Below are 18,857 nucleotides of genomic sequence, written 5' to 3'. Positions count from 1 at the left end.
CAGCCAAAAAAAGCGGACAGACTGTGACGTCTGTTCGCTTTTTCGTTAAAGTTTTTTTCTCTTTATCCCTTTTAAACACCAGTTGGAGCGGTTTTCGACTGTTCGAATAAGCCCGATGCACGAAGCTCTCCCATAAAATGATCAAACGAGGGAATATCGATTTGTTGTTTTGCATCGGACAAGGCGACAGCAGGATTGGGATGAACCTCCAGCATAATGCCGTCTGCTCCCGCTGCGAGAGCCGCTTTCGCACAGGGCAGCAAAATATCCCGTCTGCCTGTTGAGTGAGTGATATCCACAAACACCGGCAAGTGCGATTCGTTCTTCAAAATGGGAACGGCTGAGATATCGAGCGTATTACGGGTCCACTTCTCATAGGTTCGGATCCCGCGCTCACAGAGCATGACCTGATCATTTCCACGCGACATGATGTATTCCGCGGCAAACAAAAATTCTTCCAGTGTAGCGGAAAGTCCCCGTTTCAGCAGAACCGGCGTATTGACGGAACCGGCGGCTTTCAGCAATTCAAAGTTCTGCATATTGCGCGCCCCGATTTGAATGACATCAATATATTCGCCTGCCACTTCAATATCGGCCGGGTTCACGATTTCACTGATCACCTTCAGGCCGAATTCATCGGCAGCCTTGCGCAAAATTTTCAATCCCTCAAGGCCCAATCCTTGGAAATCATAAGGCGACGTTCTCGGTTTAAAGGCTCCGCCGCGCATGATTTCGATCCCCTGTGCCTTGAGTGCCCGCGCAACGGCAAACACCTGCTCTTCCGACTCGACCGCGCACGGTCCTGCGATCACATGCGGGCGTCCTGTGCCAACCCGGGTTCCTCCGAGGTCAATTACCGTATCGGAATTCTTCTTTTTGCGACTGACCAACAGCGCTTCTTTCTGATCGCTCTGTTGCAAATCGAGCGAAGCCTTGAAAATCTGTTTGAACAGATAGCTTATGGTCTCGTCGGAAAAAGGCCCCTTATTTTCCTTGGTGAGCACTTCCAACATCTTTTGTTCGCGCTCAGGGTCGAACTTGTTAATTCCCTGTTTTTTCTTGACTTCCCCAATTTCTTTTGCAATGCTCGCACGCTCGTTTAACAGAGCCAATAATTTCAGGTTGATCTCATCCAATTTCTCGCGCAAATCAGATAACCGATGCTCACTCACTCGTCTTTCTCCTCTCTACTCATTTAAAAACTGCCCCGCCAGCTTTTATGGTGGCTTCACTTACATTGAGCCTGCTGGCGTTCTCTCTGCGATGGCATATCCCATGCCCTCACCATGTTGTAGTTTAACGAGGTTCCGCTCGATGAAAAGCGTAAAATGGATTGGATGCCAGAAGCGATCCTAAAAATAATTTTGTACATTATATCCGAATTCTTTTTTCTTGTCACCCCCTGATTTCAGGGAGTGATCAGAGTTTGACTGGTCAACCGGCTGAACCAGCCCGGGTTTTCGGGGGCGACTTCGGAATCATCGATCAGTTCAATGCTGGGCCTCTCTCCGGTTGTGATCACAAAAGAAGCGGGGAAATGAACCGATCCCTCTCCAAGCCATTCCGTTTGGGCCGGAATGCCCGCCTCCTTCAGCAGGTAATAAAAGGTGCGCGAATCTCTCACCCTGACAAAAATAAACCGGTTCACTTTTCGCATCCAGGCCGTGCTTGTCCGGACAAAGATTGGAGATTTGCCCGGATTAATTGCAGCGGATTCGGAGGCCATGGAGTACGGCACATATTCCGGACTGCCAATAAAGGGAGTCCCCTCGGGAAGAGCCTGTCTGTCCCTTGTCGCAAATACCAACAAGCCGGAAACTGCTTCCATTTCCGGATCGTCTTCTGCCGAAAGGATCTGCGGGGATTTTGATTTGGCATGAAAGGAGGAAATGAAGGCGAAAAGAGCTACCACTACGATGACTGTCGTCCATTTCAGCGGCTGGAACAGGATGCGCCGCTGTTTTGTCCGTGCTTCCCGCCCCAGTTTTTCCAGTGACGTGACCAAATCGACCATCTCGAAAAAAAGCTGCCGACAATGCGGACAAACCTTCACGTGCGCCTGTAGCACCATCATCTCTTGATCCTGGATCTCACCGTCCGCATAGAGTTGGATCAGCGTCTCTACTTCCCTACAGGTTCGGCTCATACGCCCCTCTCCCTTACCCCTTCCTGGATAACCGTTCTTTCAACAGTTTGCGGGAACGGAACAATTGAGTTTTCACCGTTCCTTCCGGAATGCCCAATTCCTTGCTGATCTCCGCGTAAGAATACCCGTAATAATGGCGCAAGACAATGACGCGCCGGTATATTTCCGGCAAGGAACCGATTTCTTCCTTCATCCGTTCCAATAACAGCTTGCGCTCCACCTGTTCTTCGACTGAAGCATTTGCATTCACGGCTGCTTCGGCCTGGGGCATCGCTTCATCCAGGGTAACCACGGGCAGGCTCTTTTTCCGCTTCTGGTCGCGAAAACGATTCGTCATCATCGTCCTGAGCCAGGCTTTCAGCGATTTTTCATATGTATATTTGCCTGATTTCTGATGAGCCTGCCACAGCGTTTCCTGCGTCAAATCTTTTGCATCTTCCGGGTTTCCGGTCAAGCGGTAGGCGATGCGGAACAAGTACCGCTGGTGTTTGTGCAGCCGCTCCATAAATTCATCCGCAACGCTTTTCCACGCTCTTTCCCCCATCCCATTGCTGTTCATGGCTTCCTGTTGCACGGCGATTTTTGCACAACAGGGGTTTCACCTCTCTTTCTCTATTGTTCAACTGCTTTTTGCAGGGATTCGACCGTGATATTCCAATGCGAATCGTGCCAGAGAACTTTTCCGTCCGAAAGCAAAATGGCTTGCGGCGATTCATGCTTCACTTGAAGTTGGTCGGCGATGTGATTGGACACCGCCCGATCTTCCCTCACATGCACCACGGCTATTTTGACGCCGGCCGCGGCAGGGGTTTCGCTGAATCTCTTCAGTTCCGCAAAGGCATTGGCGCTGATCGGACAGGTTGTGCTATGTTTAAACACCAGTACCGGAATTTGTTTTGACTGGCTATACACTTCATCCCATTGGTTTAATTCGCTCAGTTGTGTAAAGGTGCTCATCTTTTTCACCCTTTGTGTCGATTTTTCTTATTTTAACACATCCGTTTCCGGAGTGTTGACTTGTGCGATGTTGGCAGAATACGGAAATCCGTTTGAGAAGAAAAACGGGCTTTGGAACGTGTTCCCCCCTTTTGCGGAAGGCCATGCTCCAAAGCCCGTTTCATTTATTCTTTTTCCGCTGCAGACGTCTCTTTTGGCTTCAGCGGCAATTCCAGCCATTTGCCGGAAAACTCTATTCCTGCATCACTCGCTTTATCCATCAGGTCTTCCGCCTGATTTTTCACGGTCACATACAGGTCTTTCCCTTTCGCTTTCACTGTTTCAAGATTTTTCCCCAATTCTTCGCGCAGTTCTTTGCCCGTACGCGGCGCGGTTAACAGGGCAACCGCCGCACCGACCAAACCGCCCAGAATGGCCCCCGCCACAAAATATCTACCGTTTTTCGCCATCCAGCTTTCCTCCTCGTTCTCCCTTTTCATACTGATGGTCCTGCCTCCACTTTTTGGCCAGCTCGATTCCGACACCGAGGAGCGCAATCGCATTTCCCCAACGGTTGCGGTTCACCTCTACGCTTTTTAATACACTTGTGGAAGCCTCCTGTAAACTTTTCCCCATTTCCCCCAGTGAATCAAACAGGTGCTCCACCTTTTGCGATTTTTGCCGCACGTCTTCCACCAAAAACCGGACTTCTTTCAGTGTGCGGGACGATTCCTCAACAGTATTTTCCACTTTCCCCTTGAGGTCGGCAAGTGTCTGGTTTACAGACAGTAATGTTTGGGTCAAAGCATTTAATGAACGAATGAGAAAAATAACGAGAATCACGAGCGCTGCCGCGATCACTGCCACACTCACTTCAATAATCACGCGAGAACCTCCTTGCCATTTCTCAGCAATCATTCCTGCCCCCGTTTCGCCCAGGACCGGGGATGAAGGCGGAGGCGAATCCGAAAAATCGAATGACAAATATTCCCTTCGCATCCGCTTGCTTCTTTTTTCATTGTACCGAATAGTCTCCTGCAAGCTCCACCAAAAATGAGGCAAAACTCCAAATCCTCGGGTTAAGTTATTAGTCCGAATCTTCAGCGCTAGTACGATCAATTTGGAAACTGTATAATAGACGGGGAATGTTAAAATGCTTGAGGTGAAAGAATATGGATACGAAATCCGTCGTAGTCATGAAAGGTGACCAAACAGGACAAGAGTTGTTGGACGAAGCATTGCGCGTCCTTGATCCCAATGTGATCGGCTTTGAGATCGATTTTCAAACTTTTGACTTAAGTTTAGAAAATCGCCGAAACACGAAAAATCAAGTTGTTTATGATGCGGCTCAAGCCATGAAACGGGCCGGATTCGGTTTGAAAGCGGCAACAATCACACCGGAGGAAAAAGGGGATGTCGGCAGCCCCAACGCAATTTTGCGCAAGGAAATCGACGGCAAGGTGATTATTCGTACCGGCCGCCGCATTCCAGGAGTTCGCCCTGTGGCCGGAACATTTGCCCCGATTTCCGTCATCCGCATGGCAGTCGGTGATGCCTACGGTGCCAAAGAATGGCGGGAAGGGGAAGGTCTGGATGAAATCGCCTATCGCACCGAAAAAATCGACCGCAAAACCTGCCGCGCCGTGGCCGAATTTGCTTTCCGCCACGCAAAAAAAACCAATGCAAAAGTGTTTGGCGGCCCCAAATATACCGTCAGCCCCGTCTATGAAGGAATGCTCAAGGAAGAAATGGATGAGGCAGCCAAACGTTATCCTGAAGTTCGTTACGAGCCGCAACTGATTGATGCCACCTATGCGCTTCTCATCAACAATTCCGGTGAATCCCTGGTAATTCCTGCACTCAATCGCGATGGTGACTGCCTCAGCGACCTCGTTCTGCAAATGTTTGGAACGATCGCCGGCTCAGAATCGATTTTGATGAGTTTTAATGAAGATTTCAATTCTCAAGTCGTTATGGCTGAAGCTCCCCATGGCACCGCCCCGTCCTTGTTTGGCAAAAATGTCGCCAACCCGATGGCGATGATCCTGGCCGCTGCTTCCCTGCTCACTTATTTCAATGATCCCAAAGCAACCGCCGCTTCCCGCGCCATCTACGAATCCGTGATCGAAAGCGTGCGAGAAGGCGTCCGCACTGCCGATCTGGGCGGAAGCTCCACCACAACCGAATTTACCAACGAAGTGATCAGCAAAGTGCAGACCAAACTGGAAGTATGGACTACCTTGCAAGGATTTTAAGCCGTCAAAAGATAACGCCCGGAGGTACAGCAGGTTGTACCTTTGGGCGTTATTTCATGAAAGTGCACAGTGATACGAATGTTCATGTCTTTTCACGCCGGGTTCTTTTCCCATTGCTGCCGCCACTGTTTGATCTCTTTGCGGAAAACGGACTTCAGTTTTTTATATTCCGCCTTCAGCTTGGCCTGATCGATCTGCAGAGCTTGTTCAACCTCTTTCCATGACTTTTTTTCTTCTTTCAATTTCAGCACTTCTTCATAAGATTTTCCACTTGCTTTGGACAAAACGGCAGCTTTGACAGCCCCGGGCAAACCGAGCCGGGAATGGTAGAGTGCCTGTTGAATCTCCGCCGGGGTGCGGCCCAGATAATCGGCCAGAATCTCAAAAGCGACAGCCGGATTGTTTTTCAGCCATTTCGCTGCGTGTGCGCGCGGAAACCACTTATGCAGCTCCTGCACCACCGCTCTCCGGTCCAAATGATAAACGGACAGCACCTCTTTCCAATTCTGCTTCTGTTTCATCGTTTGCAGCACTTGATCGAGCGGTTGGCGGCTCAGTTTTGCAATTACACCGGCAATGGCCAGCTTTCCGGGCTTCACCTGGTAGGTGGCCATCAATTGTTTTACCTGTGCAACATCCATTCCCAACTGTTTCGCGACGATTTCCTCCGCTTTTTCCCGGTGAGTTCCCTGCAGTTGCTGTGTCTGACCGCTCTCGCCAAGGATTTGCTTTTTCACCTGCGCAAAACTGACTTGATGGACGCCAAAAGCGATGCCCCCGATCAGCCCCAGAACGGCAGCCGTTCCGATCAGCTTTTTCAATGAAAGCATCGATGCTCTCCTCCTTTTTCCTAATTCGGCGATATGCTACTAGCATAACCAAAAACGATGACAAAAATTGGACAGCATCGTGACCGGATGAAGAAACGGGAAAGGCCGGCGCGAAACAAGTGTCTTTTCCACACTCGCCGGCGACGGAAATTTTTTCGCCGTGCAATTGGGCCGGCTGTTTGCCGATGGAAAAGACGGACCCCGTTTCTCAAAAGCCCGCCTACTTCTAATCCGCTCTAACGAAAATCGAGGAGAAGAGGGGCAGGCGTCCCCGGAATGGTAACTGACTCACAGGAAAAGGCCCTGTCCCGGATCGGGAGGGCCTCGCTTGCTTCAAGCCTGCTATTTTTTCTTGCGCGGAACTTTCTTTTTCCCCTGCAGAATGTCCATCCCCAGCGAAGGATCAGCCCTGATGGAATCTGCAAATTGTTTTAATTCCTTAAAATCAACATCGGCTCGGGTCACTTTCATCAGATATTCCAATACCGCGTTCATTCCGCCGCGGTCATGAGCTCTCTTTGCTCCGGCCAAAATCTGTTCCATTTGCTGTTCAGTCAATACACGCTGTCCCATGACAGAATTGATCATCTGCACCAAATCTTTTACCGTGATTTCATTTCCGGCCAATCAGATCCCCTCCTATTAAGGCAACTCTGTACACCTTATGTAAAGAGAGGCGGTGCAGTCCGGGGCAAAAGCCCTGCCAACAAGCCCAAAAGAGGAGAAACGGGTACCAACCCAACACTTTTTTTGCGGGAAAGGTATAGGATTTTACTAACCAGTCGGCAGAAAGGGTTGAAGCAGAATGGGTTACAAACCCGTGCAAGTAAAGGCCGCCGTTTTCCGTCCGCCCGTCATTTCCCCATGGCTGAATCTGCTGCTGTTTTTGCTGGTCATTCCCACGATTTTTGTCTTTGTCGCCAATCTTTGAAACGCAGGCAGGGGAGGCCTTTGTACCCTTGGCATAGTCATAAACCGCGATTCCCGGTTGAAGGTGCATTGAAAGGAGCGGCTTTTACTGTTGCGGTTTCGGCCGAAGCTTCTCAATCAACGCAACCGGAAGAAACGCGCGGCATTGGTGACGAAGGCGACCGAAACAAAGAGCACCCTGACCCGTCGGACTTCCGATTCAGGAATTTGCCAACAAGCTGAGTGCCCCCGCTCCGGAGGGCACTTTCTTAATACCAAAAAAACATGAGCCTTACCCGTTTCAGGCTCATTTTTCTTCATTCGGTTTGGAACCGGCGCCGATGGACTGAATCAAAAGATGGTCTTGCTCCTTGCTGAGCAAATGAACCAATAACTGGTATTCCTCCAATAGCATGAGTTCAAAAAACTTGAAGTCTTGCTTTATTTTCCGGTTTTCCTTAATCAATTGTTCCAGCTGGCTTTGCACCTTTTCCATCTGTTCTTCGAGGCGAGACAACCGAGAGTCCAAGCATTCTGTCAGCCGGTCAGGCAAAACCCGCACCTCTTTCTGCCTTAGAACTAAATAAGCACTTTATCTTATGTTGTGATTCCTTCTTCGTTATCGGCTTTCACCTGAAGGCGTTTGTCATTTTTCAGTTCAAACGGGATCTCTGCCTGTTCTTTCACGGAAGAGATCAAACGGATGAGATGCTGGTATTTATCTTTCACTTCCTGCTGATACCATTGATAAGAGTTCATTTCCTCCCGCAGTTTTTTATTTTCTTCCCTCAATTCTTTCTCCTGTTTCCGCTTGCTCTCCACTTTTTCAGACAGCGATTTCACTTCTGCTTTCAGTCTGCTGCCCTCTTTTTCCATCTGCTTTATAAGGGGAATCAACTGCGATATGCTTTGGGGGGAATTGGCGCGTTTTTGTTGCAATTGGCGGTAGACACGCTTCTTTTTTGCCTCTGTATAGGAAAGCGGATCTTTTTGCCGCAGGACGGCGTTCCAACGAAACCCGCAGGCTCCGGGCGTGCGGCCCAATTTTTTTCCGATTTTTTCAAACGCCTCAACCTGCGTGCCTCCATTGATAATAGTCTGGAGTACACATTCTTTTAACAGTTGATCTTCTTCAGCTGTCCAGCCCCGCCCTTTCATCCATCCTCCTCCTCTCCGCTGATGATGCTCCTACACATTTTCTATATTCATTATTTAGTCGGAGAAGGAGGTTTTTATGATAACACATCATAAAAAATATTCATTTTGGATAGACCTGCATCGGTGAAAGTTTGTTGCTGACTGATCGCTGAGTCATCCTTTCCTCAGGCGCTTCACTCCGCTTCGGGCTTTGTTCCAACTCTTCCTCACAGGGTTCGCTAATTGGAATTTACCTCCCGAACATCAGGCAGCGGACAAACCGGTATTTCTTTCAACAGCGCATCATCGGGCGGCAGTTTTTCCACTCCATCCGGAAGCACCTCCAGACAGAGGTTCAACCAATCCAGAACCCGATCGACCAAAACACCATCTTTTTCGGGAGCAAACGGCGAAAGGTATTTGATGGCACTGGTCGCCAGTTTTCTGGCTCCGCGCACTTTTCCTCTGTTGAGTTGATGCATGATGGCCGCAATTTGGATCAAACCGTGATAAAAGTCATTGTGACGCTGTGATTGCCACAATTCTTCCAAAACTTCGTGCGCTTCCCAATATTCCCTCCGGTGATAATGAATAAAAAATAATTGATAGAGATTGTGAGCCATCGCTTTTATTCAAACCTCCGTTCACATTCCATTTTTAATCAGCATAACAGAAACCCGGGAAAAAGAAAAAAGACCAGGTTTACCTGGTCACATGAAAGAGGGTCAAGATTAAGGAGTTAAAAAGAAGCGTGGTAGCGTAAGCAAGAAGGTCAACCTTACTTACACAAACATTTTAACACGCTCCCCGAAATTTGTCGATATCATGTCGATGATCGTTTTCAAACTTTTTCAAGTTTGGCGGTCTAATCCAACAGTTTTAAATTACCCAACGCTTCCAAAACAGGAAAATCCGGGGTGTGTTCGTCGCTTTAAGCACCTCGGTGAATTCTGAGCGTATCACTTTGTTTTTCGGGTCCATCCTCAGCGCCAATTTCAATTGCCTCGCCGCTTCCTCGTACTTTTTCATCTCGATGAACACTTTTGCTTTGCGTTGATGGTACAAGGGGTTGGCCCGATAGTAGTGAGCTGCCAGTTCCAAGTGCAAAAGAGCTTGTCCGGTTTTTCCGCGTAAAAGGTAAATTTCCGCCATCAGCGTGTGAGCAATTGAGTCTTTGGGGTCCAGTTCCAGACAGCGAAACAACAAATTTTGCGCCAGGGTGATCGTATCCGTATGGCTCATCAAGTAGCGCGCATACTCACGGTAAGCCTTGGCAAAGCGGGTATGTACCCGCACACACGCCTGATAAAGCGATGCAGCTTCTTTCAGGTCGTTTTGCGCCTCACAAATTTGCGCCAACAGGAGCATGGCATCAGCATGCTGAGGCTCCAGCTTGAGCGCTTCCTCAACGGCTGCTTGCGCCCGGTGCCAATATCCTTTGCGCGCCTCCAAAATGGACAGCACCAGATAATATTCGACTCTCGGGTCATTTTTGAGCAATCGCTCTATGCGGGCGCGATTCCGCCGATAGCTGCCTGACGCAAGTCTTTTCCCTTGAGGTTCAGCAATAAAATCCGCCTCAATGATCGGCCCCGCCACCATACAGTTCCCCCTTTTTCCCATCTCTCTCTATCCTTTTTCTGTAAAATTTTGCTGCTTGCCGGGTCGTGGTGTCCCCCCAGACCTCCCCATGTTCACTGAGGGGGGCACCACTCCAATCCATTGCTTAAGTCTATCCTGGGGTTCTGTCGTCAAGTCATTGCTTGTTCATGAATAATTATTCATTCATTGACGAAAAACAACCCCCCGGAAACAGAGGACGAAACAGGGTTTGTTTGCCAAACAAACACAACCTTATCGGGATTGCAAACGGATGCGCGTGATATAATCCGTTTCATAATAGTCCAACTCATCTCTCAAAGCTTCGAAGATCTTGGACAGGGAAACCGTGATTTTCCGCAAAGCTTCGGGAGGTGTTTGTCGGAATTTGATCGCATCCATCTGAGTATATGTGTAACGGCCGTCTTCCTCATATACCTCGTGCTTCGGATAATAAAAGGCATAAATGCATGAATGGACGATTTCACTCAGCACTTTTTCCGCAAACTCGTGATTGAACTTGGCTCGCCGCAAAACGAGGCTCACCTTCTCATACCCGAGTTCGCAAGCGACACTCAAATGCCTTAAATCCTGCAGGTATTCACAGATATAGGCCTCTTGTGCGGAATCATTTTCTTTTTCCCCCAGCAGCATGGGCACATGGGTATAATTAAGAAAATGATTCAGCTCTTCTTTCGCTTCTTTTAATTTGTCTTTTACGAAAACACATAATTGTCTCGTCTGCTCTGCCGGCATCAAAAAGACCCCCCTTGGACCAGGACTAGCCCCCTTCATTTCCACTTTTAGTATATCATATGAAGTATTTAATTTCTGCATTTAATTTCGACGTTTTTCTCATAAAATTACAGGAATAAAATCATATTTATAAATGAATTTATTTATATAATAATATTGTTTGTACCAACATTTTCTTTAACGACATGTTAATGGAGGTTCAGATCCATGATTCCTGCATGGCTACCAGAAGACCCAAATCAATGGGTTGATTCTTTTCGCTTTTTCACCCCGGTTCAAGTCCGGTTCTCCGATACCGATATGCTCGGACACATCAACAACGTCAGTTATTTCAGCTATTTTGAGCATGGGCGGATCGCCTATTTCGAGGAGTTGAATCTAACCGATAGGATGTTCGATCTCCATTCGGAACACAGCGGAATCATTGTGGCTGCAAGTTTGGAGTGCCAGTATCTGCGGCAGGTACACTTTGGGCAAAAGGTGAACCTCGGGGTTCGCATCAGTCGCATCGGCAACAGCAGCATGGATTTTGAATATGCCCTGCTGGCCGATGACCAACTGGCAGCTGCCGGTCGCGGAACGGTCGTTTATATTAACCCGAAAACCGGAAAAAGCCAGCCTCTCCCGGAAGAGATCAAACAGGCGATTCGCGAATTCGAAAACTCGGCCACCAACGTACATTAATAAGGAAGACCCGGGCTCTCCGGGCCTTCCCTGTTAATGGTACCATTTATCTCCGTGATGATAAGCGATCGTCTGTGCGACAATGCGGCTGATATCGTCCCTGTTTATATTGGAAAGCTCACCGTGAACCAAAACGCTGGCATCCAGTTCAGCTTCTGTCAACAATTCATACAACTCGGGGGAAACTGCCAATACCAATTGAGATAACCTCAATGTTTGCATTTTGACTCACCTCAATCAGCTGAATTTGCCACACCTGTAAGGGGAAAAACCCGCTGTTTGCTTTTTCATTATGCCACATCTTTCGCTAAAAATCTATTTTTTTCGACAAATCGAAACACAATCTCCTATATAAAAATCTGGCGGATATTATTTTTGTTCGGCGCAACCCCTGCGCAGTCAAAGAAAAAAGTCCGGCTATTCCACCGGACTCGGGGGCTGATCACCAAACCAAGTTTTCAAAATACAGGAAATATCAAAAATGAGTGCAGGACGGCTTACAGACTCAGCTTTCCCGGGCGGACCGTTTCCCCAGCAGAATGGCATGATCCACTTTAATACAACGGTCCATGATCACGATCAGTCCATTTTCAGCGGCCAGCTCCGCCGCTTCTTCATTCCAGACTCCGATCTGCATCCAGATCGCTTTTACCCGGACTTTGACGGCTTCCTCCGCGATCGGAAACACCTCTTCACTTCGGCGAAACACATTGACAATATCGATCGGCTCGTTGATCTCGCTCAGTGAGCGATAGGGCTTTTCTCCCAAAACCGGATCGGTCAGATAAGGATTGACCGGAAAAATGCGATATCCCGCATCCTGCAATGCCGCAGCGATCAGATAGCTCGTTCGTTCAGGTTTATCCGAGCATCCCACCACAGCGATATTTTTCGCCTCTTTCAGCAATTTTGCCCTCTCTGCATCAGTCGGATTCTGAAACATTTTCCTGCTCCTCTCCATTCTTCTCTTGTGTCAGCCAGTCGATCCCCATTCGCTGCTTCATATTCTGCACAAAAGAAGGCAGGGAAAACGCATTTCCCCCCTGATTGAAATAAGCTCTTTTTACTCTTTCCATCAGCCATTTGGGAATCTTTCGCCCACGGATATAGGGATAACAGACATAATAAGCTTCCACCAGATGTTCCCAGCGCCGGTCCCGACCCGGTTCCATATACTCGGACACATCGATCAGCTTGGCGCGCCCCTTTTGCAACAACACATTTTTCAAATGAATATCGCGGGGATTGAGACCCTGGCAACGCGCGCAATCAACTGCCTCTTCGACGTCGCGGATCACCTGCTCCGGAATCACGATCCCCAGTTCCAAGCATTCATACAAGGTCGGGCCGCTTTCATGGCTGAGGATGAGATAATGATCCCCGTATCCGTAACAGCGGGCATAAAAGGGGCAATTCCCCAGTTTTTGATAAACCGTCCACTCTTTTTCTTTTTTATGAATCCGGTCCTTTGCATACACTTTAAACACAATACCCGGAAATTCCGGATGGGATACGACAATCGCATCCGTTCCCCGTCCGATCTCGTGAAAAACAGGCGGAACGCTTTTAACCGCCACCAATTCATTTTCAGGTGAAGCAACAATCTGAATGCGCTTCAGCTCCTGTTCCACGTCGCCGCGGAGCAATGTTCCTCCTGTTTGAAAAATAGCGGATCCACTCCTTTGAGGGCTTTCCCTTCCTATTTGCATTCTTGCTTGTATTTACCCCTAAAAAGGTGGGATCATGCATGACTGAAAAAACATTTTTTTCCAAACAAGGACAATTTCGCAACAACCGGCGATGAAAAGCACCGTCGTCCACCACATCATGCGCACTGCCAACTTCAGATGCACCCGTTTTTTCGGTTGCCGGGGGTCACCAAGCCGGGCGCGAACTGAAACCTTCCCCTGATAGGTATTGGTTCCCCCGAGTTGAATATTCAACGCCCCTGCCATCAAGGATTCAGGAATGCCGCTGTTGGGGCTGGGGTGCAGATGAGCATCGCGCCGGACCACGCGCCAACCGGAACGGAAATCGAGGCGCAAACAAAAAGCAGCTGCCAGCATGGGGATAACGGTCAGGCGGGCGGGCAGCCAGTTGGCCAGATCGTCAAGCCGGGCCGAAGCCCAGCCCAGATCGATGTACTTTTCATTTCGATAGCCCACCATCGCGTCCAGGGTGTTGACTGCCCGGTAGGCAAAGGCGAGCGGGGCTCCGCCGATCAGCGCATAAAACAAAGGTGAAATCACTGCATCGACAATATTTTCCGCCACCGTTTCCACCCCTCCGCGGACGATTTCATCACAGTCGAGATGCTCCGTATCCCGTCCGACCACCATCGCCAGTTCCCGGCGGGCCTTTTCCACATCTCCCTCCGCCAGCGCCCGGAAGATTTGATTCCCCGCGTCAGCCAGCCCTTTCGGCGCGATCGTCAGCCAAACCAAGACGATTTCACTCACCAGTCCGGCCAGCGGGCTCCAACCATCACACAGTTTTGTGATCCCCCATGCCAGTCCGTAGGTTCCTCCGGCAATCACCAGCGGAAACAGCAACCCGAGCAGGCGGACTTTCCGGCCGGTAACGGCAAGGCGGGAAATCAGGCGGAGAAGCCCTTTTTCCAGCCATGTGATACAGCGGCCGATCCCGGCGACGGGGTGGGGAAGCCAGCGGGGGTCCCCGAACATCAGTTCAAGCAGAAAAGCTCCGCAAATAATCCATATTTTCTCCATCCCGATCCTCTTTCTCCCCTTATCCTCCCGAACCGGCCACCGCCTGGCGAACGGATGCGGACACAGCCTGTCCAATCGCATTGCCGAGCGGTGTAGTCACTCCCGCATACACATGAGTATAACCGGCCAGTTCCATTTGCGTGGCGGCAATGATGACCGCATCAGTCGTTGTTCCTGTCGCCTGTTTTCCATGTGCATCCTTTACATGCAAATCCTGCAGGGCGGCCGCTTTCGCTTCCGTCGCCGTCATCACGGCATTGATCATGGCGGCTGCCGTCATCTTTCCATCGATCACGATCATCAAATTAATCGTTCCGGGTCTTAAGTCAGAATGATGCCAAAAAACGGGATACGCCTCTCCCGCCCGTGCGGCATTGCTCACACCCGCAGTAGCAAAAACAGCGAGGCGAAACGTTTTTTCTTCGATTACCCGCAGGCAGCCGCGATCAATATCGGCTGCGGTAAGCAACACAACCGACTCTTCGGGATCCAAGTTGCTGCGCAAAAGCCACCCGGCGATTTCCCCTTCCGGATCAGAAGCGGCATAGCTCAGCGGCACATGGCGGTTAATCAGGCGAAGCGCCGTTTTTTTCTCCCCTCCGTACACCGCGCTCGACAGTACGGTCAGCGGCCTTTCGGAGGCAACCATCACCCGCTCCGGCGTTTGCTCCCATGTCAATAACCAGCTTCCGTTTTGAAACAACTTTTGCATTATGACTCCTCCGCCCCGTTTCCGGCAAAAATCCGCTCGATTTCCCATCGCTCCTCTTTCACGGCAACCCATGCACCGGCATGAGGAATCTCCAGCCGCCAAAACTGATCCCAATCGCGAAAGACATGTTTCGCCAAAAACCAGCGGATCGGGCCACCATGGGAAAAGACGGCCGCCGTTTTCCCGACTGTTTTTTGTTCCGCTTCCTCCAGCCATGCAGTTAAACGCCGATCCAAATCTCTCAGGCTCTCCCCCTGCGGCGGAGCATGCCGGAACGGATCCCCCAGCCATTTTTGCAAGAGCTCCGGCTCCCGTTCGGCGATCTCCCGGTAGGTCCATCCTTCCCACCGCCCAAATGAGCACTCCCGCAAGTCCGGCGTGATTTCCATCGGGGCATCAGGCCAATGTTTGGCACAAAACCGGGCTGTTTCCCGACAGCGCCGCAAATCGCTCACATACATGATCTCCACGTCGAGATGGGCAAGGGAACGGGCCAGTCGCCCTGCCTGCTCAATGCCGCTGCCGTTTAAAGGCTCATCCAGATGCCCGATATATCTTTTCGCCCGGTTGGCCTCCGTTTCACCATGCCGAATCCAGATCAGACGAACCATTTTTCCACCCCCCTGAGCGACAGAATCAACAGCAGGCAAACTTCCGTGAGCTCAATCATGGCGCCATACAGATCTCCGGTGCAGCCGCCGATCCGCCGCTTGGCGACCAGACCGATGCCCCCGCTGACCAACAGTGCGACGACAGATAAAACGACACCCGGCCAGCCGAGCAAAATCACAGCCGGCAGCAAACAGCAAATCCAGGCGAAAAGCATCCTGATCCAGGTTAAATGTTCTTTCATTCCGACTCCGATCCCGTCCTCGCGAATGTAGGGAAAAAAGAAAATCCCCCAGACCGCTCCCATTCGCCCCAGGGCACAGGCAACAACCAGGACGGATCGAAACAGTGAGGCCGGTCCCTGGGCCAGCGTCCAAACCGCTGCCGCTTTGAACAGGATCAAAAGAACGCCGGCAATCATCCCCATCGCACCAATGCGGGAATCTTTCATAATCGCCAGCATCCGTTCGCGATCCCGGTGGGAGCCAAAGCCGTCAGCGGTATCCATCAATCCGTCGAGATGCAATCCCCCCGTCATAAAAATCCAGACAGCCGTATCGATGAGGGCCCGGAGCGGCGGCGAAAACCAGCGGGCAACCAAAAAATCGATCACGGCCAGGAAAGCGCCCAATCCCACTCCGACCACCGGATACCACATCGTGCTTTTTTCCCAGCCCTCTGATTTCAATCGAACAGGAACCGGAAACCGGGTCAAAAAAGCGACGGCATGCCAAAAAGCGTTCATCCTTTCACCTTCCACGGAATTCCCGAAATAACCATCCAGACTTCATCTGCCTGCTCCGCCACCATTTGATTCACGGTTCCCAACGCGTCCTGAAATTGCCGGGTGACCGGGTGCATCGCCACGCCGCCCAGCCCCACTTCATCCGTGACCACAATCGCGTTTCGCGTTTTGAGCAAAGCGAGCCACTCTCCCGCCTCTTCGATGATCCGTCCGATGGCGTTTTTTTGTCCCGATTCGCCACCATGCCGTTCCAGGCGATTGCTCACCCAAGCGGTGATGCTGTCGAGCAGGATCATTTTTTCAGCCGGAATTCCGGCCAGCGCCCCGGCCAAATGATGGGGTTCCTCCAGCACTTCCCAATCCGCGGGCCTTCTCAGCTGATGTTTTGCGATGCGCGCCTTCATTTCCGCATCTGCCGGCTCACAGGTGGCCAAATAAATCACTTCCTCCCCTCTCTGCCTGCAAAGCGTCTCGGCAAAGGCGCTTTTCCCCGAGCGCACGCCCCCGGTTACCAGAACTAGTCTCATGTTCTCACCCCTCTTGCAAAAGCTCTCCCAACGCCTGAACCAACACCTGATTATCTTCTCTTTTTTTCACGGCGATCCGGAAATACCGCTCATCCAGTCCCGGATACATCGAACAATCCCGAATTAAAATCCCCCGTTTTCCCAGTTGCTGCTGAAGCTGTTCCGACGTCCTCCCGCGGATCGTCCGGATGAGCAAATAATTGGCCTCTCCCGGATAAACCTCGAGTGAAGCGAAACGGCGCAAGGCTTGGCAGAGAAACTTCCGTTCCGCCACGAGCCGGCGCCGCACCTCATCGACGTAGCCATGATAAAAATCCGGATCAGCCACCGCACAGCCGATACGATCCGCCAAACCGCTGACACTCCAGCATACTTGCATCCGTTTCATCCGGCGAATCAGATTCTCACCGGCAACTGCATACCCCAGTCGCAATCCGGGAAGAGCAAACATTTTCGTCAACGATCGCAGGACAGCAACATGCGGGAAACGGGAGAGGCGGGAGATGAACGAACGCGTTTCGCCCTGATCAACGAAATCGATGAACGCTTCATCAATCGCCAGTATCGTGCCAAAGCGCTCTGCCAGCAGGGCCAACTCTTCCAATTGCCCTTCCGTGATGAAATGCCCGGAAGGATTGTTGGGCCTCCCGAGAAAGAGCAGTTCCACATCCCGGATCAATGTTTCCATCTCTTCTGTTTTTGGGAGAAAGTCCTGCTCCCAGCCGGTAATCACACTTTGGACGGGGATCTCTCTTTTCTGCGCTGCCAGGCGATATTCGGAAAAAGCCGGTTCCACCACGCCGACGCGCTTTGGCTTTAACGCCGCAACCAAAAGATCAATCAGTTCGGCTGCTCCGTTTCCGGGCAAGACCATCTCTTCGCTTACCCGGTGCAAACGGGCCAGCTTTTTCCTAAGCAGGCGCAGATCCGGATCGGGATAAACGGCGATCGCCGGCAAACCCGGTTCCCGAAGCACCTTCTCCATCGTCTCCATCACGACGGACGGAGGGCCGAACGGGTTGATATTGGAACTGAAATCAACAAAATCTCTCTGACAGCCAAACATCTCTGCGGCGGTGAGCAGATCGCCGCCATGGCCAAAACGCTCCAGTTTAGCCAAATGACACACTCCCTCTTTTTCCGATGCGATCGATATTGTGTCATGAATCCACCCTTTGCCTCTTGACCAATCACCTCAATCAGGTTCAGGAAGCCCGAGATCGGCAAAGGTGGCCATCCGCTCGGCGAGAGCCACGGCCGCATCGAACAGCGGGAAGGCCAGTGATGCGCCGCTCGCCTCCCCAAGCCTCATCTCTGCGGTGATCAACGGTGTCAGCTGCAAACGATTCAGCAGGATGCGGTGGGCGGGTTCAGCCGAGAGGTGGGATGCGAACAGATAAGACTTCACCTCCGGTTCCATTTCAACGGCGATCGCCGCAGCCACTGTGGAAATCAGGCCATCCATGACAGCAGCCATCCTCATTTGTGCCGCTCCGAGGTATAAACCGACCATGCCGGCAATCTCCAGCCCTCCTACACAAATCAGCGCTTCCATCGCATTCCCGGGTTGATGCAGAGCCAATGCCTGCCGGATCACCTCTTGTTTGCGCACCAGATTTTCATCGGTAATCCCTGTTCCCCGTCCGGTCAACGCCCCGACATCCTTTCCGGTAAGGGCAGCCGCCAGCGCTGAAGCCGAAGTTGTATTGCCGATGCCCATCTCACCGGGGGCGATGAGGCGAACTCCCTGCCCGCCCAGTTGATGCGCCAGCCGCACTCCGACCTCAACCGCTTGGATCACTTCAGAGACGGTCATCGCCGGCTCTTCCAGAAAATTGCGGGTTCCTTTGCGAACTTTACAATCGATCACCCCTTCCGGCACCTGTTCCAGCAAACTGCCGAGGTCGGCCACAATCACAGTGGCCCTGGCCAGCTCTGCAAGCACATTGACCGCCGCTTTGCCGCGAAGGAAATTTTCCATCATCAATCCGGTCACTTCTTGTGGATAGGCGCTCACTCCAGCCTGAGCAACTCCATGATCCCCGCACATCACAACGACGGCCTTTTTCCTGATATCCGGAATCGTCTCACCCGTGATTCCCGCCAGGCGAATAAAAATCTCTTCCAACATCCCGAGGCTCCCCACGGGCTTGGTTAACGAGCGCACCCGTTTGCGGGCCGCTTCTTCCATTTCCACATCCAAATCGGGTATCTCCCGCAAGCGCCACCACTTTTTCTCTCCCACAGCGATTCCTCTTTTCCTGTAAATATTCTTAGTTTTAA

At 51.1% G+C, this 18,857-nt stretch carries 26 protein-coding genes; 3 read left to right on the top strand and 23 right to left on the bottom strand.

What is annotated here, in order from left to right; translation table 11 throughout:
- Window positions 1–71: 71 nt before the first annotated feature.
- The 6 genes from I8U19_RS03270 to I8U19_RS03245 all read right to left on the bottom strand — a co-directional run bounded on the left by I8U19_RS03270 (window position 72) and on the right by I8U19_RS03245 (window position 3,967).
- A complete protein-coding gene (locus I8U19_RS03270; RefSeq protein ID WP_198055181.1) occupies window positions 72–1,172 on the bottom strand; it encodes a bifunctional 3-deoxy-7-phosphoheptulonate synthase/chorismate mutase in 1,101 nt (366 codons plus the stop codon).
- A 236-nt stretch (window positions 1,173–1,408) separates the two neighbouring features.
- Window positions 1,409–2,146: a zf-HC2 domain-containing protein gene (locus tag I8U19_RS03265; RefSeq protein ID WP_033099088.1), complete on the bottom strand. Its 738-nt coding sequence runs from the start codon at window positions 2,144–2,146 to the stop codon at window positions 1,409–1,411.
- Window positions 2,147–2,159: 13 nt separating this feature from the next.
- On the bottom strand, window positions 2,160–2,705 hold the full coding sequence (locus I8U19_RS03260) for an RNA polymerase sigma factor (protein WP_152568441.1): 546 nt from the start codon (window positions 2,703–2,705) through the stop codon (window positions 2,160–2,162).
- 53 nt (window positions 2,706–2,758) lie between these two features.
- Window positions 2,759–3,103, bottom strand: coding sequence for a bacillithiol system redox-active protein YtxJ (gene ytxJ, locus I8U19_RS03255; RefSeq protein WP_033099090.1), 345 nt, complete (start codon window positions 3,101–3,103; stop codon window positions 2,759–2,761).
- A gap of 164 nt (window positions 3,104–3,267) precedes the next feature.
- Window positions 3,268–3,552, bottom strand: a complete 285-nt coding sequence (locus I8U19_RS03250; protein ID WP_052153833.1) for a YtxH domain-containing protein — start codon at window positions 3,550–3,552, stop codon at window positions 3,268–3,270.
- A complete protein-coding gene (locus I8U19_RS03245) occupies window positions 3,536–3,967 on the bottom strand; it encodes a DUF948 domain-containing protein (protein ID WP_160173771.1) in 432 nt (143 codons plus the stop codon). Before I8U19_RS03245 ends, I8U19_RS03250 begins: the two co-directional genes overlap by 17 nt.
- Before the next feature lie 287 nt (window positions 3,968–4,254).
- Between I8U19_RS03245 and I8U19_RS03240 the strand changes: the two genes are divergently transcribed.
- Window positions 4,255–5,337 carry an isocitrate/isopropylmalate family dehydrogenase gene (locus tag I8U19_RS03240; protein WP_033099092.1) on the top strand — a complete coding sequence of 361 codons (1,083 nt, stop codon included), beginning with the start codon at window positions 4,255–4,257 and terminating at the stop codon, window positions 5,335–5,337.
- A 92-nt stretch (window positions 5,338–5,429) separates the two neighbouring features.
- On the opposite strand, the gene I8U19_RS03235 is transcribed toward I8U19_RS03240, so the two are convergent.
- Both I8U19_RS03235 and I8U19_RS03230 read right to left on the bottom strand, forming a co-directional pair.
- Entirely contained in the window at window positions 5,430–6,167 is a 738-nt protein-coding gene (locus I8U19_RS03235) for a hypothetical protein (RefSeq protein WP_198055180.1), read from the bottom strand.
- A 342-nt stretch (window positions 6,168–6,509) separates the two neighbouring features.
- Window positions 6,510–6,794: a hypothetical protein gene (locus I8U19_RS03230; RefSeq protein ID WP_033099094.1), complete on the bottom strand. Its 285-nt coding sequence runs from the start codon at window positions 6,792–6,794 to the stop codon at window positions 6,510–6,512.
- A 178-nt stretch (window positions 6,795–6,972) separates the two neighbouring features.
- On the opposite strand from I8U19_RS03230, the gene I8U19_RS17475 reads away from it, so the two are divergent.
- Entirely contained in the window at window positions 6,973–7,098 is a 126-nt protein-coding gene (locus I8U19_RS17475; RefSeq protein ID WP_255517802.1) for a hypothetical protein, read from the top strand.
- A gap of 285 nt (window positions 7,099–7,383) precedes the next feature.
- Here the strand turns inward: I8U19_RS17475 and I8U19_RS03225 are convergent, their stop codons facing one another.
- The 5 genes from I8U19_RS03225 to I8U19_RS03205 form a co-directional block, all read right to left on the bottom strand.
- On the bottom strand, window positions 7,384–7,629 hold the full coding sequence (locus tag I8U19_RS03225) for a hypothetical protein (protein WP_033099095.1): 246 nt from the start codon (window positions 7,627–7,629) through the stop codon (window positions 7,384–7,386).
- Between the two features lie 44 nt (window positions 7,630–7,673).
- Window positions 7,674–8,234 carry a Myb-like DNA-binding domain-containing protein gene (locus I8U19_RS03220; RefSeq protein WP_052153834.1) on the bottom strand — a complete coding sequence of 187 codons (561 nt, stop codon included), beginning with the start codon at window positions 8,232–8,234 and terminating at the stop codon, window positions 7,674–7,676.
- 218 nt (window positions 8,235–8,452) lie between these two features.
- Complete coding sequence (locus tag I8U19_RS03215) at window positions 8,453–8,836, bottom strand: DUF309 domain-containing protein (RefSeq protein WP_198055179.1); 384 nt, start codon at window positions 8,834–8,836, stop codon at window positions 8,453–8,455.
- A gap of 256 nt (window positions 8,837–9,092) precedes the next feature.
- On the bottom strand, window positions 9,093–9,815 hold the full coding sequence (locus I8U19_RS03210) for a tetratricopeptide repeat protein (RefSeq protein WP_033099097.1): 723 nt from the start codon (window positions 9,813–9,815) through the stop codon (window positions 9,093–9,095).
- A 252-nt stretch (window positions 9,816–10,067) separates the two neighbouring features.
- Window positions 10,068–10,568: a DUF3907 family protein gene (locus I8U19_RS03205; RefSeq protein ID WP_198055178.1), complete on the bottom strand. Its 501-nt coding sequence runs from the start codon at window positions 10,566–10,568 to the stop codon at window positions 10,068–10,070.
- A 207-nt stretch (window positions 10,569–10,775) separates the two neighbouring features.
- Here I8U19_RS03205 and I8U19_RS03200 point away from each other — a divergent pair, with 207 nt between their 5' ends.
- Complete coding sequence (locus I8U19_RS03200; RefSeq protein ID WP_033099099.1) at window positions 10,776–11,252, top strand: acyl-CoA thioesterase; 477 nt, start codon at window positions 10,776–10,778, stop codon at window positions 11,250–11,252.
- A gap of 33 nt (window positions 11,253–11,285) precedes the next feature.
- On the opposite strand, the gene I8U19_RS03195 is transcribed toward I8U19_RS03200, so the two are convergent.
- The 10 genes from I8U19_RS03195 to cobT all read right to left on the bottom strand — a co-directional run bounded on the left by I8U19_RS03195 (window position 11,286) and on the right by cobT (window position 18,819).
- A complete protein-coding gene (locus tag I8U19_RS03195; protein WP_033099100.1) occupies window positions 11,286–11,474 on the bottom strand; it encodes a hypothetical protein in 189 nt (62 codons plus the stop codon).
- Window positions 11,475–11,757: 283 nt separating this feature from the next.
- A complete protein-coding gene (locus I8U19_RS03190) occupies window positions 11,758–12,195 on the bottom strand; it encodes a CoA-binding protein (protein WP_198055177.1) in 438 nt (145 codons plus the stop codon).
- The gene (locus I8U19_RS03185) at window positions 12,176–12,898 is read right to left on the bottom strand and encodes a hypothetical protein (protein ID WP_052153835.1); all 723 of its coding nucleotides are present in this window, start codon (window positions 12,896–12,898) and stop codon (window positions 12,176–12,178) included. The genes I8U19_RS03190 and I8U19_RS03185 overlap by 20 nt, the downstream gene beginning before the upstream one ends.
- Before the next feature lie 81 nt (window positions 12,899–12,979).
- Complete coding sequence (gene cbiB, locus I8U19_RS03180) at window positions 12,980–13,981, bottom strand: adenosylcobinamide-phosphate synthase CbiB (protein WP_052153836.1); 1,002 nt, start codon at window positions 13,979–13,981, stop codon at window positions 12,980–12,982.
- A gap of 19 nt (window positions 13,982–14,000) precedes the next feature.
- Entirely contained in the window at window positions 14,001–14,693 is a 693-nt protein-coding gene (locus I8U19_RS03175) for an adenosylcobinamide amidohydrolase (RefSeq protein WP_052153837.1), read from the bottom strand.
- On the bottom strand, window positions 14,693–15,304 hold the full coding sequence (locus I8U19_RS03170) for a histidine phosphatase family protein (RefSeq protein ID WP_198055176.1): 612 nt from the start codon (window positions 15,302–15,304) through the stop codon (window positions 14,693–14,695). The genes I8U19_RS03175 and I8U19_RS03170 overlap by 1 nt, the downstream gene beginning before the upstream one ends.
- Window positions 15,292–16,047, bottom strand: coding sequence for an adenosylcobinamide-GDP ribazoletransferase (cobS, locus tag I8U19_RS03165; protein ID WP_198055175.1), 756 nt, complete (start codon window positions 16,045–16,047; stop codon window positions 15,292–15,294). Before cobS ends, I8U19_RS03170 begins: the two co-directional genes overlap by 13 nt.
- A complete protein-coding gene (gene cobU, locus I8U19_RS03160; protein ID WP_198055174.1) occupies window positions 16,044–16,574 on the bottom strand; it encodes a bifunctional adenosylcobinamide kinase/adenosylcobinamide-phosphate guanylyltransferase in 531 nt (176 codons plus the stop codon). Before cobU ends, cobS begins: the two co-directional genes overlap by 4 nt.
- 4 nt (window positions 16,575–16,578) lie before the next feature.
- The gene (gene cobD / locus I8U19_RS03155; protein ID WP_033099104.1) at window positions 16,579–17,694 is read right to left on the bottom strand and encodes a threonine-phosphate decarboxylase CobD; all 1,116 of its coding nucleotides are present in this window, start codon (window positions 17,692–17,694) and stop codon (window positions 16,579–16,581) included.
- Between the two features lie 75 nt (window positions 17,695–17,769).
- A complete protein-coding gene (gene cobT, locus I8U19_RS03150; RefSeq protein ID WP_370589755.1) occupies window positions 17,770–18,819 on the bottom strand; it encodes a nicotinate-nucleotide--dimethylbenzimidazole phosphoribosyltransferase in 1,050 nt (349 codons plus the stop codon).
- Window positions 18,820–18,857: the final 38 nt, after the last annotated feature.

The organism is Thermoactinomyces sp. CICC 10523 (genome assembly GCF_016055105.1).
GTDB lineage: Bacteria > Bacillota > Bacilli > Thermoactinomycetales > Thermoactinomycetaceae > Thermoactinomyces_A > Thermoactinomyces_A daqus.
This window is presented reverse-complemented; position numbering and strand designations above follow the sequence as displayed.